This window comes from Bradyrhizobium jicamae (assembly GCF_018130695.1).
In the GTDB taxonomy this organism is placed as follows: Bacteria; Pseudomonadota; Alphaproteobacteria; order Rhizobiales; family Xanthobacteraceae; genus Bradyrhizobium; species Bradyrhizobium jicamae_B.
This window is the reverse complement of record NZ_JAFCJX010000002.1, coordinates 102,434-127,644: the sequence shown is the minus strand read 5'-3', so window position 1 is coordinate 127,644 and position 25,211 is coordinate 102,434. Positions and strand designations below refer to the sequence as shown.

Genomic DNA, 25,211 nt, shown 5'->3' with positions numbered 1-25,211 from the left:
AGAGCGGAGTGGCTGACGTCAAGCTGTCCGGAGTACACAAATATTACGGCAACGTGCATGCGGTCCGGGGGATTGATCTCACCATCGCCGATGGCGAATTCGCTGTGCTGGTGGGGCCGTCCGGCTGCGGCAAGAGCACTCTCTTGCGAACCATCGCCGGCCTCGAGGATCCGGATGGTGGGGCGATCACCATCGGAGGCGCGGTGGTCAACGATCTGCGCCCGCGCGAGCGCAATATCGCGATGGTGTTTCAGAACTATGCGCTCTACCCCTATCTGACCGTCAGCGAGAACATCGCCTTCGGTCTGCGCGCCCGCAAGACTCCCGAGATCGAGATCAGGAAGCGGGTTAGTGAAGCCGCCGAGATGCTCGGCATCGGCAATTTTCTGCAGCGCTATCCGCGGCAGCTCTCCGGTGGACAGCGTCAGCGCGTCGCCATCGGCCGCGCCATCGTCCGCAAGGCCGACCTGTTCCTGTTCGACGAACCGCTCTCGAATCTCGACGCTCAGTTGCGCGACGAGATGCGCACCGAGATCAAACGCCTGCATCACGAGATCACGACGACCATGATCTACGTTACCCATGACCAGGTCGAGGCGATGACGCTGGCCGACCGCATCGTGCTGCTGCGTGACGGAAAAATCGAGCAGCAGGGCGCTCCGCTCGAGCTCTTCGAGCAGCCGCGCACAGGGTTCGTCGCCGGCTTTCTCGGCTCTCCCTCGATCAACCTCATCCCGGCAACCCTCAAGACAAACGGTCCCGAGGCAGCCGTGGTGTTTCAGTCCGGCGGTGAACTGACGCTTCCGAGCGCGAAGGCGAGGCCTCTGGCCAGTATGGATGGGCGAGACATTCTCGTCGGCATTCGGCCCCAGCACTTCAGTCGGGCCGGCGGGCCGTTGCGCGATGGCGTGGTCTCCTATTCGGCCACTGCCGATCTCATTCAGCCAACGGGGACACGCACCTTCACCACCATCAGGATCGGCGGCGTCGATGCCGTTGCCGAGCTGCAGGCGCACGACGTCAGCAGCCATGGCGAGCGGATCGATCTCGCCATCGACCTCAATCGCGTGGTGTTGATTGATCCGGCCAGCGGCCTGGTCATCGCATAACGAGAGCAAGATTCGAGAACAGGAGGGATGAATGGCGTCGAGACTGTTTGCAACCGGAATTGGCGCGCCGGAGGGTCCGGTGTGCTTGCCCGACGGCTCGATGTATGTCACGGAGATGTCCGCGTCGACCCTTTGCGTCACGCGGCTCGATCCTCGCGGCAATCGCCGCCTCATCCGAACCACGGGTGGCCGTCCGAATGGACTGACGACCGACGGCCACGGCCGCATCTGGATCGCGGAAGCGGGCCTCCGGGCGCTGATTTGCATTGACGAAAGCGGCAACGAGATCCGGCGCATGCAGGGCGAAGGCGCGGATCGCTTTCTGTTTCCGAACGACCTCTGCTTTGGTCCGAACGGACTGCTCTACATGACCGACTCCGGAATGGCCGCCGAGGATTTCATCAACGGTCAGGCCTTCGTCCATGGTTATATGGATCTCGACTGGGACGGCCGTGTGTACGAGATCGATCCGGCAGCCATGAAGGTGCTCCGGGTGCTCGATCGCAAAATACGCTTCACCAACGGCATTGCCTTCGGTCCTGACAACCACCTCTACGCCAACGCATCGTTTACCGGCGAGATCTACCGATATGACGTGCTTGGCGAGACAGTGCCGAAACGCGTCGTCTTCGGCAACGTGCTGCAGCCGGATTCCAATCCGGACTTCAAAGGGCCGGACGGGATGGCCTTCGGAACCGACTGCCGGCTCTATTGCACGGTCTACAACCAGAAGAACGTTACGGTGCTAAACCGGCGGGGTGAGGTTGTCGATCGCCTGATCCTGGACGGACCGCAGCCTACGAACTGTGCCTTTGCGCTCGAAGGCAGGAAGCTACGCGTCACTGAGGTCGGCAAGGGCCAGGTCGAGGAGATCGACATGTCTTGCGATGGGCTGCCATTGCATTTGCCAAGGTTCGCCTAAGGGAGGGCTCCCGCAGCGCAAGTGCCTCCGAACGGCTTTGTACGCCAAGTCGTGTGGTGGATCGACGGCATTAGGCGCAATCCACAGAGTACTGCTCGACGCAGCGGCCTCAAGAATTCAATTCGCCATTACCGCCACGCTTTGAGCGGTCCGACAAAAACACCATTTTGAGCCCATCTCAGACATTTGACAGGTTGGCATCTTCGCGGGAGATTTTCGAGTGCGTCCGGCTTCACGAAACAGAAAAACCGCTAGGAAGTGAACTCATGATATGCAGAAGCAACGGCCACCCTGCTCGCGCAAGGCGGCTCCGATCGGCCGCTGCTTTCAGGCTGGCGCTTGGCCCGCTCCTTGTGCTGCTGACCGGCGAACCTTCGGTGGCCGGCGAGGCATTTCAGGACGGCTGCATAGGACTCGCCGATCGCACCATTCCAGCCACATTGATCGGTCTTCCCAGCGGGAACGCCAGCGTCGCCTCTGTAAGCTTCGTGCCGGCAGCAGCGCAGGCGAAGTCGCCCGACTTTTGCAAGGTACTCGGCACCATCGCCCCGGTTGATCCGACGGCGCAGCTGATCAATTTCGAGCTCAATCTGCCGGCCGCCTGGAACGGCAAGCTATTGCAATATGGCGGCGGCGGCTACAATGGAAGCTTGATCACCGGCCTGGCGCCCCTCCGCGATGCAGCGCCCGACGATCTCCTACCGCTTGCGCGTGGCTATGCGACGGTCGGCACCGATTCCGGCCATCAAGCTTCGAGCTTTCCTCGCGACTCGATCGGTAAGTTCGCTCTCAACGACGAGATGCTAACCAACTATGCTTATGCATCATACAAGAAGGTGCGCGACGTCGCCGTAGTGCTGAGCGAACTGCTCTATCGCAAGCGGCCGACGAGGATCTACTACTTCGGTGGTTCGGAAGGTGGCCGCGAAGGACTCACCATGGCCCAGCGCTTTCCGGTCGATTATGACGGCGTCGTCAGCGTCGTGCCGGTAGTGCAGTTGTCCATGCTGTTCCAGTCCTACATCCCGAACGTCCTGCCGCAGTTCGAGGGCGGCTGGCTCAATCCGGCGAAGACCAAGACGCTGGCGAAGTTCGTGATGGAGGCTTGCGACGAACTCGATGGCCTGCGCGACGGCATCGTCAGCAACTCATTCGCCTGCCAACCCAAGGTGAATCTGGCCGCATTGCGCTGCTCCGGCGGAACAGATACGGGTGACACCTGCCTGTCGGACCAGCAGATTGCTTCCATCGAGGCGGTGCATGCGCCGCATCCCTTCCCGTTTCCGATGGCGAACGGCATCACTGCTTATCCGCAGTGGCTTTATGGCAACGAGACTACACCTGACCCCGAAAGATCGACCATGGAGCGGTGGGTTGTCGGTGCGGCGCCGCCGACCGACCCCGTTGATGTCGCTACGGCCTCGCAACAGTGGATCTACAGCGCGAATGCCGTGCGTTTCATAATTGCGCGAGATAACAAGTTCGACGTGCGAAGCTATCGTCCCGAAAAGTTTCGTGCCCGCGTCGAGGAGGTCTCGAAGCTGCTCGATTCCACGAATCCTGATTTGTCGGCGTTCTTCGCCCATGGCGGCAAGCTGATCATGCGCGAGAATCTGGCCGACCTTGCGCAGAGCCCGCTCGCCGGTATCGATTATTTCAAGTCGGTCGTGGCCAAGCTCGGTCAGGCCACTGTCGACGCCTCGGCGCGCCTCTATCTTTCGCCTGGCTCGACCCACACCGGCCATGGTGCAACCGTACCGGACGGCACCGCGATCCCAACCACGGTCGACTTGCTCGACCCACTCGACCATTGGGCCGCCGACGGCATCGCGCCGGCCGACGCGCTGATCCAGACGGTGAAGGAAGCCACGCCGCCCTTTGCTCTGAAGGCGTCCCGTCCGATGTGCCGTTACCCCAACTATCCACACTATGTCGGGGGCAATAGGAGCGCGGCAGAGAGTTACGACTGCAGAGAAGCCGCACCGTGAGAAGCGGCAGGGCCGACGCGGCAGAACCTCCTAAGGCTTCTCGCCAATACATCAAAGGAAGCCGATCGAGAGCCAGGGCACGGCGGCAACGATCAGCGTGCCGATCAGGAGCGCGATCATATAGCCCACGATCGGTTTCATACCCTCATCCGGGTTGATGCGGCTGATGGCACAGGCCGCGTAGTAACCGACCCCGAATGGCGGCGCGAACAGTCCGATGCCCATGGCGAGGACGACCACCATTGCGTAGTGGACATCGTGCACCCCGACCTGCCGCGCGATCGGGAACAGCAGCGGGCCGAACAGGACGATGGCCGGAATCCCCTCCAGCACGCTGCCCAGGATCACGAAGGTCACGATTGTGACCGCCAGGAAGATAGGGACCCCGCCGGGAAGGCTGGTCATGAATTTGGCCAGAGAGGCAGAAAATCCCGACTGGGTCAGCGCCCAGGCCATGCCTGTCGCCGCGCCGATGATAAGCAGAATCGCCCCTGACAGCGAGGCTGTCTCGACCAGCATCGGATAGATGCGACGCCAATCGAACTGACGGTAGATGAACAGACCTGCGCAAACCGAGTACAGGATGCCGATCGTCGATACTTCCGTTGCCGTCGCAACGCCCTCGACCACCGCCGTGCGGATCACGAACGGCAGTGCGATAGCAGGTATCGCGATGACAAAGGCCCGCCCGATTTGCCGGGCGGTAGCCCGTTTGACGTGAGACAGGTCCTCGCGGCGGTATCGCCACCACACCACGGCCGCGAGCATGACCGCGAGCACCACGCCCGGGAGCAACCCACCAGTGAAGAGCGCCGAAATCGACACGCCGGTGACCGAGCCGATCGTGATCAGGACTAGCGAGGGCGGAATCGTCTCGGTCTGCGCGCCGGTTGCGGCCAGGAGCGCGACGAGATCGCCAGGTTTGGCCCCCCGCTGTCGCATCTCGGGAAACAACACCGGAGCGACCGCCGCCATATCCGCCGCCTTGGAGCCCGAGATGCCCGAGACCAGATACATCGCTCCCACCAGCACATAGTGCAGGCCGCCACGTACGTGGCCCAAGAGGCTCGCCAGGAAGCTGACCATGGCCCGCGCCATGCCCGTCATCTCGATCAGAAGTCCGAGAAAGACGAAAAGGGGCACGGCGAGCAGGATCAGGTGGCTCATGCCCTCGTCCATTCGTCCGACCATAACCACGTCGGGCGTGGTAGTTGTGAGAGCGAGATAGCCGACGGTGGCGAGACCGAATGCGAAGGCGATCGGGACGGCCGCAAAGACCATTGCGCCGACAACGAATACGAAGAAGATCAGAAGATTCAGATTTCCGAGCGGCTTCAAGACAGGAGCGAGCAGAACGAACGTCGCGAGGATGCCTGCGACGATCGCAACCGAAACCAGCAGGTTGCGCAGGCTCGCGATGCGGATCAGCCGGAGAACTGCTGCGATCAGCATCAAGCCGATGCCGATCGGTAGCGCCGCCGCGCGCCAGCTGTTGACGATCTCGAGCGCCGGCGTCGTGACGAACGCCTCGTCCGCGGCAAATTCATAGGCCGGCCAGACAACGAGCGCAAGAAATGCCAGCGATGCTGCGGCCGCGACGACATCCAGGAACGCGCGAACTTCCGCACTGAGAACGCCGACGATGGCCGTCATCCGCATGTGTTCGCCGCGCTGGAACGCGATCACGGAACCGAACATGGCGAGCCAGAGGAAGAGAATGCCGGCAAGCTCGTCGGACCAGATGATCGGCGAGCGGAAGACGTATCGCCCCACGATGCCGGCAGACAGCACAGCGATCTCCGCCAGCACGAGCAGTGCTGCCGGGACCGCCACGACATGACCAAGCACCGTGTTCGCGGTTTTCACCCAACTGCGCCGGCCTGCCTGCGGGGCGCTGGCCGCGACACCAGCATCGACGTGGGGCGGATGGCTCACGCTAGTCATGATAGCCGGCCCGCCGCTTTTTCGAGCTGCGACCATGCCTCCTCGCCAAACTTGGCTTTCCAGTCGGCGTAGAAGCTGGTTTTGGACAGGGCCTGGCGGAAGGCGGCGCGATCGACGTCAATGAATTTGAGACCCTTGGCCGAGAGATCGTTGCGCAGCGACTGGCTGAGCTTTGCGATGTCGGCGCGCTGATCGACCGCGGAGCGATCGAGCTCGCGCGTCACGATCTCCTGCACGTCCTTGGGCAGGCGCTCGAAGGCGCGCTTGTTACCGAGGATCCAGTAGCCGTCCCAGACGTGCCCCGTCAGGCTGCACGTGCTCTGCACCTCATAGAGCCGCGCGGTCGCGATGATTGGCAACGGATTCTCCTGGCCGTCGACGACCTTGGTCTGCAGCGCGGAGTAAACCTCGTTGAAGTTGATCGGCGTCGGCCCGGCGCCGAGCGCCTTGAAGAGCGAGGTGAGCAGCGGCGCGGGCGGGACGCGGATCTGGAAATTCTTCAGATCATCCGGGGTGCGGATCTCGCGGCCTGACGAGGTCACCTGGCGAAAGCCATTGTCCCAGGCCTTCGACACCGCCATGATCGGCGTCTTGGCAATCTGGGCCCGGATATAGGTGCCGAGGTCACCGTCCATTGCCTTCCATACGCTGTCGTAGTCGGCAAACGCGAAGCCCGTGTTCACGATGCCGGCGCTGGGCACCAGGGTGGCAAGGATCGAGGACGATTGATTGAAGAACTCGACGCCGCCGCTGCGAACCTGGGTCAGGAGCTCGGTGTCGGAACCGAGCTGATTCGCCGGAAACAGCCGGATCTCCAGCCGGCCGCTGGTTGCTTCGCGGATTCGGTCGATCGCCTCCTGCGCGCGGATATTCACCGGATGGGTCGGATCCTGGCCGGTGGCGAACTTGTAGACGAACTCGGCGGCAGACGCGGGACGGGTCAGAATCCCGCAGAGAGGCACGGCGCTTGCGGCGAGCAAAAGCGAACGGCGGCTGATGTCTCCGGGCTTCGAGGCAGTCATGTTTTCCTCCTGATCCTGTATTTGACGTTGTGCCGGCTGCATGAGCCTGCGCTGGTTTCAGCTGTCCGGCTCTTCGACCGCCCGCATTCGGGCAACAGCCATCGCTCGCCCGCCGCAACATGCAGCGGGTGGAACTATTCACTCTGATTTGGCCTGACTGGCGCTTAGTGCCGGTGCGCTAAAGCCACTGCTTGATCTGCCTTGCGACCTCGGCGGCGGAAATGCCGTAGCGGTCGTGCAGCGTCGGGAGTGCGCCGGCGTCAAGAAATTCGTCCGGCAATGCAATCTGGCGGAAAGGCGGATGGACCCCTGAACGCATTAGGAGTGCGGCGACCGCCTCGCCCAGACCGCCGATCGTCGTGTGGTTTTCGGCCACGACGACCAGGCGGCCTGATTTGCCGGCTTCACGCAGGATCGTCTCGGCGTCGAGCGGCTTGATGGTCGGAACGTGGAGCACTGCCGCCTCGATGTGGTCGTTTGTTAGGGCCTGCACGGCCTCGAGCGCGCGCATGGTCATGATGCCGGATGAGATGATCAGGACGTCCTTCCCGTCACGGATCAGCTTGGCCTTGCCGAGCTCGAACTTGTAGTCGTATTCGTCCAGCACGACCGGCACCTGACCCCGCAGCAGGCGCATGTAGACCGGCCCCTGATGCGCCGCGATCGCGGGCACCAGCTGCTCGATTTCATAGGCATCGCAGGGATCGATGACCGTCATGTTGGGCATCGCGCGGAACAGGGCGATATCCTCCGCGGCCTGATGGCTCGGACCATAGCCCGACGTCAGGCCGGGCAATGCACAGACGATCTTCACATTGCGGTCTTCCTCCGCGATGGTCTGGTGGATGAAGTCGTAGGCGCGGCGCGAAGCGAACACCGCGTAGGTGGTTGCGAACGGCATGAAGCCTTCAGCGGCAAGACCGGAGGCCGCGCCGAACAAAAGCTGCTCGGCCATGCCCATCTGGTAATAGCGGTCCGGAAATTCCTTCGCGAAGATGTGCAGATCGGTGTACTTACCGAGGTCGGCCGTCATGCCGACCACATCGGGGCGGCTGCGCGCGAGTTCGACGAGCGCGTGCCCAAACGGTGCCGGTTTCGTCTTCTGCCCCTCAGACGCGATCGAAGCGATCATGGCCGAGGTGGTCAGGCGCGGCTTGCCCGCCTGGGATGCTGATCTGACGGTCTTCATGCCTGCCTCCCGGATTCCAGCGCAGCCAGCGCAAGCTGCCATTCGTGCTGCTCGACGCGGATGAAATGGTTCTTCTCGCGCTGCTCCAGGAAGGGAACACCCTTGCCCATCAGCGTGTCGGCGACGATCATCCGGGGCTTTGGCTCGGGATGAGACTTGGCGGCGTCGAACGCGGCAACGACTGCTCCGAGATCGTTGCCATCGACGCGCTGCACGAACCAGCCGAAAGCCTGAAGCTTATCGACCAGCGGCTCGAACGCCATCACCTGCGTTGAAGGACCGTCCGCCTGTTGATTGTTGACGTCGACGATGCCGATCAGATTGTCGAGCTTGTAGTGGCCCGCCGACTGGATGGCTTCCCAAACCGAGCCCTCATCGAGCTCCCCGTCGGAGAACAAGGTGTATACCCGCGCGTCGGATTTCTTGCGCTTCAGTCCCAGGCCCATGCCGACCGCAATGCTGAGCCCAAGTCCGAGCGAGCCGCCCGACATTTCCATTCCGGGCGTGTAAGAGGCCATGCCCGACATTGGCAAGCGGCTCTCATCGCTTCCGTAGGTTTCAAGTTCTTCTTCGGGAACGATCCCCGCCTCGATCAAGGCCGCGTAGAGTGCGATCGCGTAGTGCCCGTTGGAGAGCAGGAAGCGGTCACGCCCCTCCCATGACGGATCGTCAGGCCGGTAGCGCATCGCGTGAAAGTAAGCCACAGCGAGAACGTCGGAGATATCAAGCGCCTGCGCGATATAGCCCTGGCCCTGGACTTCGCCCATGCGCAGTGCATTGCGGCGAACGTTGTAGGCCCGATCCGCGAGGGTCGGCGCATTAGTCAGCGTCTTGGTAGAGGTTTCCATTGATCTAGACCTTGTCTCGCCTCAGTGGATGAGCATGCCGCCATTGACGTCGATCACCGCGCCAGTGACGTAGGCAGATAGATCCGAGGCCAGGAAGGTGTAGATGCCTGCGACGTCTTCTGCCGTGCCGAGACGATTAAGCGGAATACCTTCCAGGATTTTCGCCCTCATCTCGTCGGTCAGCTTGCCGGCGGTGATATCGGTGCCGATCAGTCCGGGCGTGACGCAATTGACGCGGATGCCGTCCGGACCGAATTCACGGGCCATGGCCTTGGCTAGACCCAGCACGCCGGCTTTGGCAGCCGAATAGTGTGGGCCGCCAAAGATTCCACCGCCCCGCTGGGCCGAGACCGACGACATGCAGGCAATCGACCCGGATTTCCGTCCGCGCATATGGGGGATCACGGCCTGGGAGAGGAATAGAACCCCTTTCAGATTGACGTCCTGGATGCGATCCCAATCGGCCGCCGAAATGTCGAGGAGCTTGACCGGTTGGGTGATGCCGGCATTGTTGATGAGTATATCCACGCTTGCGAACGCTTCGAGCGCGCGAGCGACCGCCTGTTCGCAAGACGATTTGTCGGCGACGTCGCAGCGGAGTCCGATGTGGGCTTTTCCCAGCGACGCTGCAGCTTCGGCTGCCGCGCCAGCGTCGATGTCCAGGATCGCGACCCGGGCCCCCTCGGCGGCAAACCGCCGGGCCGTGGCAAGCCCGATCCCGCGCGGCGAGGCCGCGCCCGAAATGATGGCCGTCTTACCGGTGAGCAGCATCGATTCCTCCCGTAATTGTTCTTTCTTGGCCGGATCAGGAATGACCCGGGGAAGCCCAATGGACAAGCGCACAGTTGTCACGGATCGATGAATCTGGTTCACTTATGGTATGTTGTCGAACATCCCCATTTCCGCAATTCGCGCTTTTGAAGCCGCTGCCCGCACCGGATCGTTTCGCGATGCTGCGAATGAGCTTCACCTGACGCCGAGTGCGGTCAGTCATGCGATCCGAAAGCTCGAAGGCACGCTTCGGACCGTTCTGTTCGAGCGCAGCGCGCGCTCCGTGCGGCTCACGCCGGCGGGCGAGAATCTGATGCGTCACACGGGAGCGGCGTTCGATCAGCTCCGCCGCGGACTGGAGGAAGTTGCCGCGCGCGGACCGCAATTAGTACGCGTTCATTCCGCGCCGAGCTTTGCCGCGCAATGGCTGGCACCGCGGCTCGCGCAGTTTCTCGCAAAGTATCCGAAGCTGGAAGTTCGGCTCGCCGCAAGCACGGATTATGCGCGCTTCAGCAACGATGATTTCGATATCGATATCGTCTACGGTCCGCCGCGCGCGGAAGGCGTCGAAATTGTCCCTCTCCCCGAGGAGACGGTCACCCCACTCTGCTCCCCTGCGCTCGCAAAGTCGATCGGGAAGCCTGCCGATCTCCTCGATCAGACACTGATCCGCTCTGATGTGAAGCAGGTGCAGTGGCACCAATGGTTCACTGCCAACGGATTGGAAGCCCCCGCGCTCCACGGCATGAGATTCGATCGCAGCTTTCTTGCGATCGCGACGGCTGCCGAAGGTTTGGGCGTGGCGTTAGAATCAACTCTTCTGGCCGAACGCGAACTGGCGAGCGGGCGATTGGTGGCTCCATTGGCGGGATGCGCCAACGATATCCGCTATGTCGGTCACCGCTTGATCTATCCGCGCGCCAGCCGACAGAGATCGGCGGTGCGAGCTTTTGCAGATTGGGTCGTGGCGCAACTCGGAGGCGAGGTGGTCCGTTCCCCGCAATGAATGCTCGTTTATGTACAAGCTGTTTCATCTCAGCACGTGGGCACCAACGGTCTTCTCTCCCAGCCAATGGCCCGATCGCGCCTGCCTCTCAAGCCTCAATGTAGGAAGCCTAAGAGTAGCAGCACCGCGCTGCAGCCCGATCCGCCATCCAAGGTTCTATCTTGTCAAAGACGGCAGCGTACCTGGATTTACTCACGGGAGAACCCATGCGTCACGCCTGAATACCGCACGCTGCCTGCTCGGACTTGCCAGGAGCTTTTAGAATGAAGCGAATTCGTTCGCGCATGTTTGCTTCAATGCCTTCGCCGCATCAACGCAGTGCTCGATCATATTCGGATGGAAGAAGGCATTCATCAGCTGAATGCAATTTATTTCGTCCAGCTAGGGCAATCCATCGGCCTGCGGATCAATTCCTATTTTGAACTCATATCGTAGCGCCCGGACGATTGGACGGAGTATTCGGCGGCGGCGAACGGGTACGTACCAGCTTCGTCAACGCTCAATCCAGACCGTCATACCAGGCTCGAGCCCTGAAGGATTCTCCTGCGGGTCGAGCCGCAGGCGCAGAGTATTGCGGTCGTGATCGCCAGTGACCCTCTCCGCCTGCCAGGTTGCAAATGCGCCGAGCGGCCGCAACTCGGTAACGAGGCCTTTGGTGGGTCGGGCGCCGCCGTGACGCGCGAAATGAACCTTTTCGCCGACGGTTAACCCGCGAAGGTCATCTTCGCGCACATTGAACGATAGCCATTGCTTGCCGATCGCCTCGATCATGAGGATCGGTTGACCGGCACGCACGTTCTCGCCGACCTCGGCAGCGATGACGCCCACAGTGCCGTCGGCGGGCGCGCGCAGAATGGTCTTGTCCAGATGTCGTTCAAGCACCGCAAGAGCTGCGGCTGCCGCCTTGACGTGCGCGTCCGCAATGGCGCGCTCCTCCTTGGTGGGGCCGGCGACCGCAGCATCATAGTTGGCCTGCGCCTCTTCAACGTCGGCGCGCGCAGCGGCCGCATCGTTTTCGGATTGATCGAGCGCCTGCTGCGTCTCGAAGCTTTGACGCGCCAGCGTGGCGGCCCTCGTAAGCTGCACTTCCGAATATTCCAGGCGTGCTTTCGCCTTGTTGATTTCGTCCTGCAACCAGTCAATCTGCTCACGGCGTACGCCGGCATAAGTATTGTTGCGGGAGGCCGCTGCTTCCGCGAATGCGGCGCGCGCCTGCTCGACTTGCGCTATCAATTCGATCGCCGAAAGCCTGGCCACGATATCGCCGGCGTGCACATGGGCGCCCGTCGCAACGGCAATGGAGGCGAGCTGACCAGTCACCTCCGGCTCTACGCGAACCTCGGTGGCGCGAACGACTCCGACAATTGGAGCCTCCGCTCCCCAGCTTCGCGAGGAACAGATCAGAACGCCCGCAACGAGGGTGACTCCGACCGCAACGGCCGCAATGCGCTCAGGCCTGCCCATGAACCAGCCTCCGTTTCACGGCAAACGCCGAGATGACAGCCAACACGAAATAGACGAGAACCAGACACCAAAGTCCCATCCAATCGCGAGAGACCTCCCAGACGCTGGCGCCCAGCTGGTTGCTGCGGACGAGCCCATCGATGGCGAAATCCGCCGGGAAAACGCGCCCCAGTGCTGTGGTTGCAGCTGGGATTGCTTCGCGTGGCCATGCGAATCCGGTGGTAAAAAATTGGGGCAGGCTGGTCGCGAGCAGAATGATGGTCGCATTTTCCGGACGCGTGAACCAGGCTCCGACCGCCTGTCCCAGAAAGCTCGTAGCCAGTAGGAACACCGAGGCCAAGGCGAACAGCTGCCCCAGATCACCCAGCGTCGAAAAGCCGTAGAACCGCGGCAACACGATCAGATAGAGCGCGACCGCAGGCAGGCAAAGCGTCACGTGAGCAATGCCGCGGCCGAACACGCCCGCAAATGCACTACCGCCTTGCGTCAAGGCGGCGCCCGTCAGCATCGCCGCGCCGATCAGAAGCGTCTGCTGCAAGATCAGGATAAAGGCGGCCGGAACGATGTAGCTCGCATACCCCCCCACCGGATTGAAGACCGGCTGCAGCAGGACGTCGGCCGGGCTCACACTTGCCAACTTGACTTTCGCAAAGCTTCCGTCGGACCGCACGCCCCGCGCGACGAGCTCGGAGGTCAATGCGCCGATGGCCGTGGAGACACCACTCGAGGTCGACCTGAACAAGAAGAGGTAGGTCGCATCCGCATAGATCGGAACATGAGCGGATATGCCCTTGAGCACATCCCGCTCGGTGCCCGGCGGGATTTCGACGGCCGCCAACGCTTTGCCGCTGTCAATTGCAGCTCGCGCCTCGGCCAGTGTACGCGCGCGCTGCGCAACACTCAATGCTCCGCTCGCATCCAGGGTCTCGACGATCCGCCTACTCAGCTCGGTCATGTCGTTGTCCACGACCGCGATTGGAAGCTTTCGAAGGATCTGGTTGAGATAGGGCTGCGGATAGTAGGCGCCGTAGAGCAGCGGTGCAATGAAAAGCAGGCTGAACGCGGCTCGGGTGCCGAGCACGCGTCGCCATTCAGCCACGAAGGCGCCGCCAACCCCGCAAGGCGAAGTCGCGATCTCCTCTGCCTCGGGAGGGACGACGGCCGCAAATCGTTGCTGCCGTTGCAGCGCGCTCATGCGTAGCAATGCCAGCGCGACATAAATCGCGGCCAGTCCACCGAGCATGGCAAGCGGACGTGCCGAGTCCTGGACGGGCAGCCCGCGCGCTGCCTGCCCCAACAAGACCGCCATGTACCAGCGTAGCGGCAGGATCGCGCTCCAGACCTGGGCGAACGCGTTCATTGCGAGGATCGGAAAGCCTACTCCTGCGTAACCGAATGCGGGCGAGACAATGACACCCGCGATACCAAGCCCCGTTGCAAGATCGAGCGTCAGAAGTTGCAGCAGTGCTCCCAGGGCCAAGCAGCCGACGGTCAGCAAGGATCCGGCGGCAACGGTCATCGGCAGGTCGCCCCTGAAGGGAATCTGCAAAATCCCTTCCAGAACAAATACCTCTGACAGCATGATGAAGAGAAAGATCACAAACAAAGGCGCGAGCTTGCCGACAAGCGCGATGACCGGATTGCCCCCGGCGCTTTCAAGCCAGGCTCGCGTATCTCGCCGACGAAACTCACTGCCCACCGAATAGCCCGCAGCGAGCGTGATCACCACGTGAATGATAGTCGGCAGCAAGGCGCGGAGCAGGAACTGCGCGTAGTTCTTTTGCGGATTGACGAGCGCGATCGTCTCGCCACTCAACGATCCGACGCTGACGGGCGCAGGCGCGGCCCGGTTGCCTTGAGCGGCAGCAGCCACAGCCGCAGACAGCGTATCGCTGAGGCCCGATGCTGCAGTGCCCGCAGCGGTCAGGAACTGCTGGTTGTAGAACCCGACGACTTTTGGTCGGCGGTCGGCCTTAAGGTCGCGCTCGAAATTCGCCGGAATGTAGATGGCGGCGATGGCGTTCCCAGACCGGATATCTCTCGCTGCCATCGAAAGATCACCAGAGCGATCGACGATGTGCAGGCTCGGGGATGCCGCGACGTACTCCACCAGAGCTCGCGACGCGTCTGATCGATCCTCGTCGACGATCGAGACTCCAAGCCCGCGGATCACCGGATGACTGAAGACCGTGGTGAGGACAATGAACGCAAACAGCGGCACGCCGAGGATCAATATCAGCGCCACACGATCCCTGAGCAACCATTGGCATTCACGCCTTACGACTAGCAGGAATCCGGGTCTCGGCGCGGCCGTCATTGGCGCGACCGCCAGTCAAGATAGGCGCTCATGCCCGGCCGCAGTTCCGGGACCGAGGTGACTGGATAAGCCCGGATCGCAAATGTCCGCAAATCGAAGTCACCCGTGGCCCGGGTGGCGCGCCAGCTCGCGTATTCCCCCTTTGTCGCGATCAGCTTGACTTCGACGGTTACGAGGCGGTCACCGAGGGCTGGAATTCGCACATCGAAGCGATCACCGACCTTCACGGTTTTCACGAGGTCCTCGCGAAGATCAAAATGAATCCAAACGTCGGCCAAATCGATCAGAGTGAGCAGTGGCACCCCTGGCGACACATATTCACCCGGCTCCACATTGCGCTGATACACTTGTGATGCGACGGGAGCGTACACGGTCATCTGGTCGACGATGGATTGCACGGCCTGAATATCTGCCTTTGCCTTTTCGACATTGGCCCTGGCAATCTCGCGTTCCTCCCGGGTGTAGCCGTTGACCGCCTGATTGTATGACGAGTTGGCTTGATCGACGGCCCGTTCGCTTTCATGCAGATTGTCGGTGGCCTGGTCGAGGCGCGCCTGCGGTGCATTGCCCTGCCCGGTCAAAGTCTGGACGCGGTCGAACGTCTTTTGCGCCAGCACCTGTGCCGCCTGCGCGCGCTCGAGCGCGGCTTTCTTGGCAGCAAGGACTTCTACCCGGGTCCCGACGAGAATGTTGGCAAGCTGAGTATCAGCGACAACCTTAGCGGCTGTCATTTGTGCTTGTTTGGCTATCGTTTCAGGATTGTCGATGCGCACCAGTACGGCCCCCGCAGGGACATTCTGGCCGCGCTCCACAGCTATTTCTTTGGCACGCCCGTCCACGCGCGCAGCAATATCAAGCCGCGTCGCATCGACCTCACCTTGCACGAGCAGCGGTACCGGTCGCAACAGATAGTAGATCGAGAGAGTGATGACGGCTGCAGCGACGGTCGCAACGATGATGGCCGGAACGCGCCCTGCGGACTTAGAAGCTGGCTGCCGCTCTTTGGGCAGCGTCTCGTACTGGGTTTGAGTTTCTCGAACAGGAACTGGTTCGTCCATGGTGCGCTCGGTTTTTGAAACTGCTCTGCTCTGGTGTCGCGATGATCTGCTGGCGATGGCGGACGGTGGAGCGGCCACCGTTACCAAGTCTATGGATCCAGAATTGCTTTCATGGTGGCCCGCTGCATCGCACGCGGCGTCAGGCGGTTTGAGAACGCAATGAGCTTGTTCAAGACCCCGGCGACCACGGACGCTTTCCCCCGCGAAAGCGCTCGGAGACCGCTTTCGGCGACTGGACGGGGCTTCATCGTCAGAAGGCGTAGCATTGGCGAGACTGGAGCGCCGGCCGCTGCGTCGAATCCCGTTTCGGTGTGCCCTGGGCAAAGACTGGTGACGACCACACCTTTCGGACGAAGTTCGTCATGCAGGGCTTCTCCAAAGGCCAACACATAGGACTTTGTGGCTGCGTAGGCAGCAAAGGAGGGAACGGGCTGCAGTCCCAAGAGACTCGCAATAAGAAGGATCTGGCCGGATCCCCTGGCTGCCATGTCGCGCCCGAAGGTATAGCTTAGTTCGGTGATCGCTGTGATGTTGAGCTGAATCATATCGGTGGTGCGCTCGATCGGCGTTTCCAAAAACGCGCCGTGCAACCCGTACCCGGCATTGTTGACCAGGATATCGATCTGTATCGACTTCTCGTCCAGGCTGCTTTTCAAACGGGCAGCAGCGCCGGGAGCGGCAAGATCGATTGGTTCGATGACGATATCGACGCCATGCTTCCGGCGAAGTTCGGCGGCGAGCTTTTCCATCGGCTCTCGTCGCCGGGCTGCGAGCACGAGATTGACCTTCTGCGCCGCCAGCAGTTCGGCAAATTCGAGGCCAAGGCCGCTTGATGCGCCAGTGATCAGGGCGCGTTTACCGGAGACGCCATCCAAGTTTTTCGCAACCGAGATTTTTGTTTTCGAATCAGCCGTATGTTGCATTTGTTTTCCTATCAATTGTCTGGGCATACCCCGAGGGCCGATCGCCTTGGGGTCAAGGGCGAGTGAAGATATTCGAGCGTGTCACCGCAACATGACACTCAGAACGCGATCCGCCAGCTTCCCGAATGGCGGGCGGAGGAGTTTCACGAAATTCCATCGGTGCTGCTCGTAGATGCCCTTGGCGTGGCTCAAACGCTTGAAGCCTTCGATGCCGTGATATGCGCCGATACCGCTGACGCCAACGCCACCGAACGGCAGATCATCCTGCGCGACATGCATGATGGTGTCGTTGATCGTGACGTTGCCCGACGTCGTGCGGTCGAGCACCTTGCGTCGGTCAGCGTCGTCGTCGCCGAAATAGTAGAGTGCGAGTGGTCGGGGCCGTGCGTTCACGTAGTCGATGGCGTCCTCGATATTGCCGTAGCCGAAGATCGGCAGGATGGGACCGAAGATCTCCTCGTGCGCGATCTTCATCTCGTCGGTGACGCCAAGCACGATGGTCGGTGCAAGGGTGTGAAGACGACGGGCAGCGTCGCCGGGCCGGTGTCCGACCTCCACGATCCGTGCACCGTGGGCGCGCGCGTCGTCGATCAAGTCGATCAGCGTCGAATATTGCTGGTCGTTGACAATCGAGGTGTAGTCCTCGCTGGTCGGGCCATCGGGGTAAGCGGCCTTCACCAGTTTGTCATAGCTTGCGATGAAGGTGTCGACCTCGGATTCCTGCACCAAGGCGTAGTCGGGAGCGATGCAGGTCTGCCCGCCGCTAAGGAGCTTCCCCCAGACGATGGCGGACACAGTGCGGTCCTGCACACTGCCCTTGGCGACGATGGTCGGAGACTTGCCGCCGAGTTCGAGGGTGACGGGGACGAGGTTCTCGCTCGCCGCCTTCATCACCGCCCGTCCCACCGCGGGGCTTCCGGTGAAGACGAGGTGATCGAACGGCAGGGCGGAGAATGCGGAGCCGTCGCCGTTGACAATGGCGACTTGTTCTTCGGCGAACAGCTCGCTGAGCATCGACGCGAGCACGGCGTTGGTCGCAGGGGTGAATTTCGATGGTTTGAGCATGACGCGGTTACCCGCGGCGATGGCGGTGACCACCGGCATCAGCGACAGGTTGACGGGGTAGTTCCACGGCGAGATGACGCCGACCACACCGAGCGGCTGATACTCGATCCAAGCCTTGCCGAATTGCATGTGGAGGGGCATGTGTCGCCGCTCAGGCCGCATGAACCGGCGCAGGTTGCTGCGTAGATAATCGATTCCGCCGACAACGCCCAAGATTTCCATGATCGCCGTCTCATGCCGGGAACGATGGCCAAAATCGAAATCGAGGGCCGCCTGGATGGCGTCACGACGATCGATCAGTGCCTGTCTCAGCTTGCTGAGATCGGCACGACGTTGGGCGAGTGAAGGAGAACCATCCCGCAAGAATGCGGAGCGCTGCGCTTCAAGCAACAGCCTGAGCTGTTCGGCATTGGCGATTTTTGGCGTTGTATTCATGGTGATCCCAATGTAGGCACGAGAAACATGGCCTTCATCTAATCCCCAAAGTTGGCGGTGTCAACATATGTTTACAGGGAAAACATCAACGTGACAGAGGCAGCGCCTGAACGTCGGTATCATCATGGCGACCTTCGCCGCACCCTCATCGAGACCGCCCTGGGGGTGATGCGAGAAGAGCAGAACTGGCAGTTCACATTGCGGGAGATCGCGCGGCGTGCGGGTGTCAGCCACGCGGCCCCGTACAAGCACTTCCCTGACAAGGCGGCGCTGCTGACGGCACTGGCAATGATCGGATTCGATCAGCTGCGCATCGCGTTGATTAAGGCAAGGTCAAACGCTGGAGGGGACCCGCGCGCGGCGCTGTTGCCCATGGCGCGCGCCTATGTCGATTTCGGTACCGACAATCCCGCCCTTTATCGACTGATGTTCGGCGCGGAGGGCGTCAACCGGAGCGACGTTCACCTCAGTGAGAATGCAATCGGCGTGCTCGATACGGTCACGGATGTCCTGCAGCGCGGTCAGTCAGAGGGTGCATTCCGTCGACGGGCGGTCCGCGATCAAGCAACGGCGTGCTGGTCGCTTCTTCACGGAATTACGATGTTATCGATCGACGGCTTGTTGCTGGCCGAAAAGGTTGGGCTGGAGCCGCTGGACGCTGCATTTCGGACCATCATGGAGGGGATCGCAAATGGCGACGAAAATGGGAGAATGCCCGATGTCCGGTGAAGCGCGAGGCCCACGGCGGCTTGGGAGCTGGTAGAACATATGGAGGTGAGCCCGGACAAAAGACGGGGCTCATGACCTTCCTGCGGGCCGCAAGCCTGCCCCGTTGTGGCCGGGGTCAAGAGCGCTCTCAGAGCCCTGCGTAGCCTGTTGGGCTCCGACCGTGGGTAGGACTGCCCGCGATGCTTTCGGACTTGGCAAGCTGCCTACGGGTCCGATCAGTGGGGCGACACCAGCCACGTTAGCGACCTTGCGAGTCAGCAGGATGGCGATCGCCACCAGCAGCGCGAATCCCACCACGGCAAAGGTGTCGCTGAACGCCATGACGAGGGCCTCCCGTTTCACCACGGTCCCGATCGCGATGGCTGCCTTGTGAGCGGCGACGACCGGGTCGGTGACGCCGTGGGCCATGAAGTACCAGGTCAATGCGTCCAATCGGTCATGCACCTCCGGCCTGCCGGCGTTCACCCACTGTCCGATGGTGTTGGAGTGAAACTGTTCTCGCTTGGTGATCTGTGGAGGGCGTCCCGTTCCGACCGTATCACATCATGTTGAAAATATCCGAAGCCCCAGCAGCATACCCGGATCGTCATCGGGCGATGATGTGAGCCTGGCCGATAGCCCTTACGACATTCGGAAAAAAGAGTCGGTCGCCGGCATAGTTGGCCGAAATCCAGAGGTGCATGAAAAAACTTGTCGCCCCCGCGTATTGAAGCCCGCTCGCGGCTGCCATCTCATGGCGATGATTCAAAATCGAAGTAGCCCGGCACTCGCGCCATACCCATCAAGCACTCGCCACACCCAATTATGCCGCATTCCGGTAACTGCTTCTTTGAAGTTATCATTATGAAATTCTTGAATGTAGAATGGCTCACGTTGTCCCGCAAACCGGACGCCGGCAATCGGCGAAAGAATGAATGTCATGGATCGCGCAAATCCTATTCTAGCCTAAGCCGTCAATTCTTCAGAACGTCTTCCGCTGGCGCTCGGCCTTCTTCATCTCGCCCCGCTGCGAATTCGAGACAATCGACTGACTTCGACCATTTCCTACTCCGGAGTTTCAAGAGAGCATTAGACCGTGACGAATTTCAATTGCTTGTGATTAATCACCCCGTTGGTCCGTCCTGGTCATTCTTTCGTTGCCAAGACTTTCTTTTAACATGAAGTGCGATCTGCCTTGCGCCATGCGGCACGAGATAGATGACGAGGAACAGCAGCACGCCGAACACCGCGCCGGAGAGGCCCTTGGAGATACTCTCGGCCATGTTCGGCACGAAGATGATGAAGGTCGCACCGACGAACGAGCCGGGCAGCCAGCCGACGCCGCCGACGACCATGCCGAGGAACAGCGAGATTGCGAGCGTGATGGTGTAGCTGTCGGGCGCGACGAACTGCACCGCGATGGCGCCGAGCGAGCCGGCGACACCGGTGATGGCGGCCGAGACGCCGAAGGCGAGCGTCTTGTAGAGCGCGACGTCGACGCCCATGGCAGAGGCCGCGATCTCGTTGTCGCGGATCGCCATGAAGGCGCGGCCCGAGCGCGAGCGCAGCAGGTTCACCGCGAGGATGTAGATCCCGATCACGACCACGAGCGTGAAATAGTACAGCCACATGTCCTGCGACATCTTCAGGCCGAACGGCGCGTCCGGCTTGGTGACGACGAGGCCCTGCACGCCGCCGGTCCAGTGCTCGAGAAAGTTCAGCTTCAAAAGCTGCGGCATGGCGGTGGCGAGCGCGAAAGTCGCGAGCGCGAGATAGACGCCCGAGAGCCGCAGCGCGGGCTGCCCGAACAGGAAGCCGAAGCCGAAGCAGACCACGCCGGCGATCGGCAAGGTCAGCGCGTAATTGACGTTGAAGTGCTCCATCAGCACCGCGGTCGTATAGGCGCCGACCGCGTAGAACGCGCTCTGGCCAAGCGAGAACTGGCCGCTTCCGCCGGTCAGGATGTTCAGCGCCAGCACCGCGAGCCCGTAGATCAGCAGCATCGTCATCTGAAAGATGATGAAGTTCTTGACGAAGACGGGCGCGATGATGAGCGCCGCGAGCACTACCAGCGAAGTGCCCATGCCGAGCGTCATGGCCCGCTTCGGAACGGCCTCGACCGCCTGGTGGCCTTCAACGACTTCTTCAGCAGCGCTCATGATCAAACTCGCTTGACGATGTGCCGGCCGAACAGACCAGCGGGTTTGACGACCAGGACGGAGATGATCAGCGCGAGCGCGATCGGGAGTTTCAGCTCGTTGCCGACGCCGGGGATGTAGGTGCCGGCGAGGTTCTCGAAGATGCCGACCAGGAAGCCGCCGACCACGGCGCCGAACGGGCTGGTCAAACCGCCGAGCACGGCTGCGGCAAAGCCGTAGATCAGCACGCCGCCCATCATGTTGGGCTCGAGGAACACGACCGGGGCAATCAGCATGCCGGCGATCGCGCCGATCGCGGTGGCCATGCCCCAGCCGAGCGCAATCATCCAGCTCGTGTTGATGCCGACCAGGCGCGCCGATTCAGGCACGGAGGCGGCTGCCCGCATCGCAAGGCCGATGAGGGTGTACTGGAAGAAGAAATAGAGGCCGAGCAGCAGCAGCAGGGTGACGCCGATCATGCCGGCTTGGTGGGTCGAGATCAGCTGGCTGCCGAGGAACGGCGCGGAGCCGAACGGGGTCGGATATTGCTTGATGGTGAAGTCCCAGATCAGGCCGGCCGACGAGTTGATGATCGCAAACAGCGCGATGAAGCCGGCGACGTTGGTCAGGACAGGCGCCTTCGCAAGCGGCTTGAACAGGATGCGTTCGATCGCGATGCCGCCGATGAAGGCCAGCACCAGTGTGATGACGAAGGCGCCCCAATAGGGCACGCCCCATTGCATCAGCTGCCAGGAGATGAAGGTCGAGAACATCGCCATCTCGCCCTGCGCGAAATTGAGATGGTCGATCGCCTGGTAGATCATGACCACGGCGAGCGCCATACAGGCGTAGATCGCACCGGTGGCAATGCCGGCCAGCACCTGGTTGGTAAAAAGCTCCATCGTGCCGGCTCCCTAAACCTTGCCCAATTTGGATAGAACTGCGTCGGCATCGGCGGTCCACCTCTCCCTTTGGGAGAGGTCGCGCCGAAGGCGCGGGTGAGGGGTTACGGTCTCTCGTTGGAGCTGCGGCCCCTCACCCGGATTGCTCAGGCGCGCAATTGCGCGCCGAAGCAATCCGACCTCTCCCCGCTGGGGAGAGGTGTACGGCGCGCGCGGATAGGTCGTTGCCATCATCCCACCTCAGTAACCCAGATAGGATTTGCGGATTTCTTCGTTGTTCGCGATGTCCTTGGCATTGCCCGACATCACGATGCGGCCGGTCTCGATCACATAGGCCTGGTCGGCGAGCTCGAGCGCGAGCTGGGCGTTCTGTTCGACCACCAGGATCGACACCTTGTCCTCGCGATTGATCTTGCCGAGGATGCCGAACAGGTCGCGCACGACGAGTGGCGCCAGGCCAAAGGACGGCTCGTCCAGCAGCATCAGCCGCGGTCGTAGCATCAGCGCGCGCGCAACCGCGAGCATCTGCTGCTCGCCGCCGGAGAGCGTGCCGGCCTGCTGGGTATGCCGCTGCTTCAAGACTGGGAAGTGCGCATACATGCGCTCGATGTCGGAGATGATGCCGGCATTGTCCTTGCGGGTGATGGCCCCGAGCTGGAGATTCTCCTCCACCGTCATGGTGGAGAAGGTGCCGCGGCCCTGCGGCACATGGGCGATGCCGAAGCGGACGATGCTTTCGGTTGATTTGTTGTTCAGCGGCTTGCCGTCGAACTCGATGCCGCCGGTGGAGCGCACCATGTTGCAGATCGCGCGCAGCGTCGTGGTCTTGCCGGCGCCGTTGGCGCCCAGCAGCGTCGTCAGCGAGCCTTCGTTGAGCGAGAAGGAGAGGCCATGGAGCGCCTGGACCTGACCGTAATAGGCGCGCAGGTCCTTGACGTTGAGCAGCGTCGTCATTGGTCCTTGCTCCCGAGATAGGCCTTGATGACATCGGGGTCCGCCTGCACCTGGGCGGGCGTGCCTTCCGCGAGCTTCTTGCCGAAGTTCAGCGCGACGACGTGGTCGGCGATCGACATCACGAGGCCCATGTGATGCTCGACCAGCAGCACCGTCATGCCGCGGTCGTCGCGGATGCGGCGAATGAGGTCGCCGAGGATGTACACCTCTTCATGGTTGAGACCGCCGGCGGGCTCGTCGAGCAGCAGGATCTTCGGGTCCGCTGCCAGCGCCCGCGCCAATTCGACGCGCTTCTGCGTGCCGAAGGGCAGGCCGGAGACGGTGGTGTGAGCGACCTCCTCGAGATCGAGATAGGCGAGGATCTCGTGCACCTTCTTGTTCACGCTGCTCTCGCTGCGGCGAATCCAGGCGAGGCGCAGCGAGTCACTGATGATGTCGCTGGAGGTGCGGGCATGGGTGCCGACGCGGACATTGTCCATCACCGAGAGGTTCGGAAACAGCGCCACGTTCTGGAAGGTGCGGCCGATGCCGATCTCCGCGATCCGGTGAGGCGGCCGCTTCAGGATGCTCGTGCCTTCCATCAGGATGTCGCCGGACGACGGCTGGTAGAGGCGGGAGAGGCAGTTGAACAGCGTGGTCTTGCCGGCGCCGTTGGGGCCGATCAATCCGAGGATCTGGCCCTTGTGCATGTCAAAGGACACGCCGTTGAGCGCGATGATGCCGCCGAACACGACGCTGACGTCGCGAACGGCGAGCAGGGGCGATGTCCCCTGCCCGAAATGCGCCTGCATCAGCTCGTCTCGCCTTTGCCGTTCAGCGACTTGGTGGGCGACCACGCGTCGCAACGACAACGGCTATCCGATCCCCTCCGCTTCTCGTGCATTTTCCCCTCCTGATTGCGTCATTATTTTTTGGGATTCGATGCCGCAGCTTGCGCATCTCCTCCAATCCTTGCCTGCTCTACACAGCCATCAACGTGTTTCGACGTTCAGCTCAAGGTCGCAAAGGCAGACCGATCGAAAGCCATCAGCTCATCGGCTCGTCCGTCACGCACCTTCAAAAGCCATTGCGGGTCCTGAAGAAGCGCCCGGCCGACGGCCACGAGATCGAATTCCTCTCGGTCCAGACGACGGACCAGTTCGTCCAGGGATGCCGGCCGCGAACGCTCTCCGCCGTATGCGGCGATGAACTCACCCGTCAGCCCGACTGAGCCGACCGAAATCGTTGGCAAGCCCGTCACCTTTTTTGCCCACCCGGCGAAGTTCAGATCCGAGCCCTCGAACTCCGCCTCCCAGAAGCGCCGTTGCGAGCAGTGAAGAATGTCAACGCCGGCTTCACGCAGAGGCATCAACCACGCCTCTAATTCGTTCGGCGTGCTGGTAAGCTTCACGGCGAAGTCCTGCTGCTTCCACTGGCTGATCCGAAGCAATATCGGAAACTCAGGGCCGACCGACTTACGCACCGCGCGCACGATATCGGCGGCAAAACGCGCCCTCCCGGGAAGGTTTCTGCCGCCATACGCATCTTCCCTGCGATTGGTCCCTTCCCAGAAAAACTGGTCGATCAGATAGCCGTGCGCTCCATGCAGCTCGACAGCATCGAAATTCGAGCGCTTGGCGGCAAGAGCGGCATCCGCGAAAGCCCGAATGGCGTCCGCAATGTCCTCGTCGCTCATCGGAACGCCCGGACTCTTGTCAGGTCGCGAAAGTCCCGAAGGGCTGTCGTAGGCGCCTGGAGGCTGCCAGTTCTTTTCGCGCGTGCGGACGGCGCCCACGTGCCAAAGCTGAGGCGCCATCAGTCCACCGGCATCGTGGACTTCATCCACGACGCGACGCCAGCCGGCGAGCTCCTGTGCGCCGTGAAACCGAGGGACGTTCGGGTCGTTCAAAGAGGCGGGGCGATCAACCCCCGTCCCCTCGGAAATGATAAGTCCGACCGCGCCTTCGGCCCGGCGGCGGTAGTACTGCGCAACGTCTTCGGTAACAATGCCATTTGGAGAGAACGATCGGGTCATCGGCGCCATGACGACGCGATTTGGTAGGTTCAGCCCCTTGTACGTGAAAGGCCGGAAAAGAACGTCGATCGCCATTTGCGCTCCAGGCTCGCTATCGCAGCGATTTTCGGTGCGCGCGATCGATCTCGCAGTTGCGACTCGAAGTGCGCCTATCGACGAACATCATTCCCCCCGCTTCGGCGAATTCTTGGATGGCTCATTTTGCCAAGGAGTGCTTACAGCTCCCCACGAGTCTTGCTCCCAGCGATCCCCGCTAGAGCCAAATCTTTATACAGTTTCAAATAAGAACCGTCAATGATGCTTCTGTGAGCTTTGGTAATAGAAGTATTTTCGGAGACACTATGACAGAAGTTCTGTTTTGGAATTTTTGGAGTGGGATCGATTGATCTTCCGGATGATTCGACTGCGCTGGTCGGGGGCGTGTGCGGGGTCTA

Annotated in this window: 22 protein-coding genes; 5 read left to right on the top strand and 17 right to left on the bottom strand. The window is 61.6% G+C overall.

Translation table 11 applies throughout. The annotated features are described in order from the left end of the window. Positions 1-8: 8 nt before the first annotated feature. From JQ604_RS03345 to JQ604_RS03335, 3 genes are all read left to right on the top strand, one after another. Positions 9-1,109 (top strand): ABC transporter ATP-binding protein, encoded by a 1,101-nt coding sequence (locus JQ604_RS03345; RefSeq protein WP_212352953.1) that lies wholly within the window; start codon positions 9-11, stop codon positions 1,107-1,109. A gap of 79 nt (positions 1,110-1,188) precedes the next feature. Next, on the top strand, positions 1,189-2,031 hold the full coding sequence (locus JQ604_RS03340; protein WP_349631053.1) for an SMP-30/gluconolactonase/LRE family protein: 843 nt from the start codon (positions 1,189-1,191) through the stop codon (positions 2,029-2,031). Between the two features lie 353 nt (positions 2,032-2,384). Beyond that, entirely contained in the window at positions 2,385-4,019 is a 1,635-nt protein-coding gene (locus tag JQ604_RS03335; RefSeq protein ID WP_212352950.1) for a tannase/feruloyl esterase family alpha/beta hydrolase, read from the top strand. A 51-nt stretch (positions 4,020-4,070) separates the two neighbouring features. Here JQ604_RS03335 and JQ604_RS03330 read toward each other — a convergent pair whose 3' ends face one another. From JQ604_RS03330 to JQ604_RS03310, 5 genes are all read right to left on the bottom strand, one after another. After that, positions 4,071-5,963 (bottom strand): TRAP transporter large permease, encoded by a 1,893-nt coding sequence (locus tag JQ604_RS03330; RefSeq protein ID WP_212353862.1) that lies wholly within the window; start codon positions 5,961-5,963, stop codon positions 4,071-4,073. After that, positions 5,960-6,985: a TRAP transporter substrate-binding protein gene (locus tag JQ604_RS03325; RefSeq protein ID WP_212352949.1), complete on the bottom strand. Its 1,026-nt coding sequence runs from the start codon at positions 6,983-6,985 to the stop codon at positions 5,960-5,962. The genes JQ604_RS03330 and JQ604_RS03325 overlap by 4 nt, the downstream gene beginning before the upstream one ends. A 178-nt stretch (positions 6,986-7,163) precedes the next feature. Beyond that, complete coding sequence (locus JQ604_RS03320) at positions 7,164-8,174, bottom strand: transketolase family protein (RefSeq protein ID WP_212352948.1); 1,011 nt, start codon at positions 8,172-8,174, stop codon at positions 7,164-7,166. Further along, entirely contained in the window at positions 8,171-9,022 is an 852-nt protein-coding gene (locus JQ604_RS03315) for a transketolase (protein WP_212352947.1), read from the bottom strand. Before JQ604_RS03315 ends, JQ604_RS03320 begins: the two co-directional genes overlap by 4 nt. A gap of 21 nt (positions 9,023-9,043) precedes the next feature. After that, positions 9,044-9,793 (bottom strand): SDR family NAD(P)-dependent oxidoreductase, encoded by a 750-nt coding sequence (locus JQ604_RS03310; RefSeq protein ID WP_212352946.1) that lies wholly within the window; start codon positions 9,791-9,793, stop codon positions 9,044-9,046. A 109-nt stretch (positions 9,794-9,902) separates the two neighbouring features. Here JQ604_RS03310 and JQ604_RS03305 point away from each other — a divergent pair, with 109 nt between their 5' ends. Continuing rightward, the gene (locus tag JQ604_RS03305) at positions 9,903-10,799 is read left to right on the top strand and encodes a LysR substrate-binding domain-containing protein (RefSeq protein ID WP_212352945.1); all 897 of its coding nucleotides are present in this window, start codon (positions 9,903-9,905) and stop codon (positions 10,797-10,799) included. A 492-nt stretch (positions 10,800-11,291) separates the two neighbouring features. Here the strand turns inward: JQ604_RS03305 and JQ604_RS03300 are convergent, their stop codons facing one another. The 5 genes from JQ604_RS03300 to JQ604_RS03280 all read right to left on the bottom strand — a co-directional run bounded on the left by JQ604_RS03300 (position 11,292) and on the right by JQ604_RS03280 (position 18,061). After that, on the bottom strand, positions 11,292-12,263 hold the full coding sequence (locus tag JQ604_RS03300) for an HlyD family secretion protein (RefSeq protein ID WP_212352944.1): 972 nt from the start codon (positions 12,261-12,263) through the stop codon (positions 11,292-11,294). Then, a complete protein-coding gene (locus tag JQ604_RS03295) occupies positions 12,250-14,508 on the bottom strand; it encodes an ABC transporter permease (protein ID WP_349631043.1) in 2,259 nt (752 codons plus the stop codon). Before JQ604_RS03295 ends, JQ604_RS03300 begins: the two co-directional genes overlap by 14 nt. 68 nt (positions 14,509-14,576) lie before the next feature. After that, complete coding sequence (locus JQ604_RS03290; RefSeq protein ID WP_212352942.1) at positions 14,577-15,638, bottom strand: HlyD family secretion protein; 1,062 nt, start codon at positions 15,636-15,638, stop codon at positions 14,577-14,579. 89 nt (positions 15,639-15,727) lie between these two features. Continuing rightward, complete coding sequence (locus JQ604_RS03285) at positions 15,728-16,561, bottom strand: SDR family NAD(P)-dependent oxidoreductase (protein ID WP_212352940.1); 834 nt, start codon at positions 16,559-16,561, stop codon at positions 15,728-15,730. A gap of 81 nt (positions 16,562-16,642) precedes the next feature. Continuing rightward, positions 16,643-18,061: a coniferyl aldehyde dehydrogenase gene (locus JQ604_RS03280; protein ID WP_212352938.1), complete on the bottom strand. Its 1,419-nt coding sequence runs from the start codon at positions 18,059-18,061 to the stop codon at positions 16,643-16,645. Positions 18,062-18,151: 90 nt separating this feature from the next. On the opposite strand from JQ604_RS03280, the gene JQ604_RS03275 reads away from it, so the two are divergent. Continuing rightward, on the top strand, positions 18,152-18,790 hold the full coding sequence (locus JQ604_RS03275; RefSeq protein WP_349631042.1) for a TetR/AcrR family transcriptional regulator: 639 nt from the start codon (positions 18,152-18,154) through the stop codon (positions 18,788-18,790). Between the two features lie 69 nt (positions 18,791-18,859). On the opposite strand, the gene JQ604_RS03270 is transcribed toward JQ604_RS03275, so the two are convergent. The 7 genes from JQ604_RS03270 to JQ604_RS03240 form a co-directional block, all read right to left on the bottom strand. Further along, on the bottom strand, positions 18,860-19,222 hold the full coding sequence (locus JQ604_RS03270; RefSeq protein WP_212352936.1) for a hypothetical protein: 363 nt from the start codon (positions 19,220-19,222) through the stop codon (positions 18,860-18,862). 312 nt (positions 19,223-19,534) lie between these two features. Next, positions 19,535-19,711, bottom strand: coding sequence for a hypothetical protein (locus JQ604_RS03265; RefSeq protein ID WP_212352934.1), 177 nt, complete (start codon positions 19,709-19,711; stop codon positions 19,535-19,537). Positions 19,712-19,893: 182 nt separating this feature from the next. After that, positions 19,894-20,928 carry a branched-chain amino acid ABC transporter permease gene (locus JQ604_RS03260; RefSeq protein ID WP_212352933.1) on the bottom strand — a complete coding sequence of 345 codons (1,035 nt, stop codon included), beginning with the start codon at positions 20,926-20,928 and terminating at the stop codon, positions 19,894-19,896. A gap of 2 nt (positions 20,929-20,930) precedes the next feature. Then, positions 20,931-21,809, bottom strand: a complete 879-nt coding sequence (locus JQ604_RS03255) for a branched-chain amino acid ABC transporter permease (protein ID WP_212352932.1) — start codon at positions 21,807-21,809, stop codon at positions 20,931-20,933. Positions 21,810-22,049: 240 nt separating this feature from the next. Further along, complete coding sequence (locus JQ604_RS03250) at positions 22,050-22,763, bottom strand: ABC transporter ATP-binding protein (RefSeq protein WP_212352931.1); 714 nt, start codon at positions 22,761-22,763, stop codon at positions 22,050-22,052. Further along, positions 22,760-23,554, bottom strand: a complete 795-nt coding sequence (locus JQ604_RS03245) for an ABC transporter ATP-binding protein (RefSeq protein ID WP_212352930.1) — start codon at positions 23,552-23,554, stop codon at positions 22,760-22,762. Before JQ604_RS03245 ends, JQ604_RS03250 begins: the two co-directional genes overlap by 4 nt. Positions 23,555-23,751: 197 nt before the next feature. Further along, the gene (locus tag JQ604_RS03240) at positions 23,752-24,852 is read right to left on the bottom strand and encodes an NADH:flavin oxidoreductase (RefSeq protein ID WP_212352929.1); all 1,101 of its coding nucleotides are present in this window, start codon (positions 24,850-24,852) and stop codon (positions 23,752-23,754) included. Between the last annotated feature and the right edge of the window lie 359 nt (positions 24,853-25,211).

Excerpts from the sequence above, each read along its gene's own strand:
- JQ604_RS03330 (WP_212353862.1), bottom strand. The coding sequence starts at position 5,963 with ATGACTAGCGTGAGCCATCCGCCCCACGTCGATGCTGGTGTCGCGGCC.
- JQ604_RS03325 (WP_212352949.1), bottom strand. The coding sequence starts at position 6,985 with ATGACTGCCTCGAAGCCCGGAGACATCAGCCGCCGTTCGCTTTTGCTC.
- JQ604_RS03320 (WP_212352948.1), bottom strand. The coding sequence starts at position 8,174 with ATGAAGACCGTCAGATCAGCATCCCAGGCGGGCAAGCCGCGCCTGACC.
- JQ604_RS03315 (WP_212352947.1), bottom strand. The coding sequence starts at position 9,022 with ATGGAAACCTCTACCAAGACGCTGACTAATGCGCCGACCCTCGCGGAT.
- JQ604_RS03310 (WP_212352946.1), bottom strand. The coding sequence starts at position 9,793 with ATGCTGCTCACCGGTAAGACGGCCATCATTTCGGGCGCGGCCTCGCCG.
- JQ604_RS03305 (WP_212352945.1), top strand. The coding sequence starts at position 9,903 with ATGTTGTCGAACATCCCCATTTCCGCAATTCGCGCTTTTGAAGCCGCT.
- JQ604_RS03300 (WP_212352944.1), bottom strand. The coding sequence starts at position 12,263 with ATGGGCAGGCCTGAGCGCATTGCGGCCGTTGCGGTCGGAGTCACCCTC.
- JQ604_RS03290 (WP_212352942.1), bottom strand. The coding sequence starts at position 15,638 with ATGGACGAACCAGTTCCTGTTCGAGAAACTCAAACCCAGTACGAGACG.
- JQ604_RS03285 (WP_212352940.1), bottom strand. The coding sequence starts at position 16,561 with ATGCAACATACGGCTGATTCGAAAACAAAAATCTCGGTTGCGAAAAAC.
- JQ604_RS03280 (WP_212352938.1), bottom strand. The coding sequence starts at position 18,061 with ATGAATACAACGCCAAAAATCGCCAATGCCGAACAGCTCAGGCTGTTG.
- JQ604_RS03265 (WP_212352934.1), bottom strand. The coding sequence starts at position 19,711 with ATGACATTCATTCTTTCGCCGATTGCCGGCGTCCGGTTTGCGGGACAA.
- JQ604_RS03260 (WP_212352933.1), bottom strand. The coding sequence starts at position 20,928 with ATGAGCGCTGCTGAAGAAGTCGTTGAAGGCCACCAGGCGGTCGAGGCC.
- JQ604_RS03255 (WP_212352932.1), bottom strand. The coding sequence starts at position 21,809 with ATGGAGCTTTTTACCAACCAGGTGCTGGCCGGCATTGCCACCGGTGCG.
- JQ604_RS03250 (WP_212352931.1), bottom strand. The coding sequence starts at position 22,763 with ATGACGACGCTGCTCAACGTCAAGGACCTGCGCGCCTATTACGGTCAG.
- JQ604_RS03245 (WP_212352930.1), bottom strand. The coding sequence starts at position 23,554 with ATGCAGGCGCATTTCGGGCAGGGGACATCGCCCCTGCTCGCCGTTCGC.
- JQ604_RS03240 (WP_212352929.1), bottom strand. The coding sequence starts at position 24,852 with ATGGCGATCGACGTTCTTTTCCGGCCTTTCACGTACAAGGGGCTGAAC.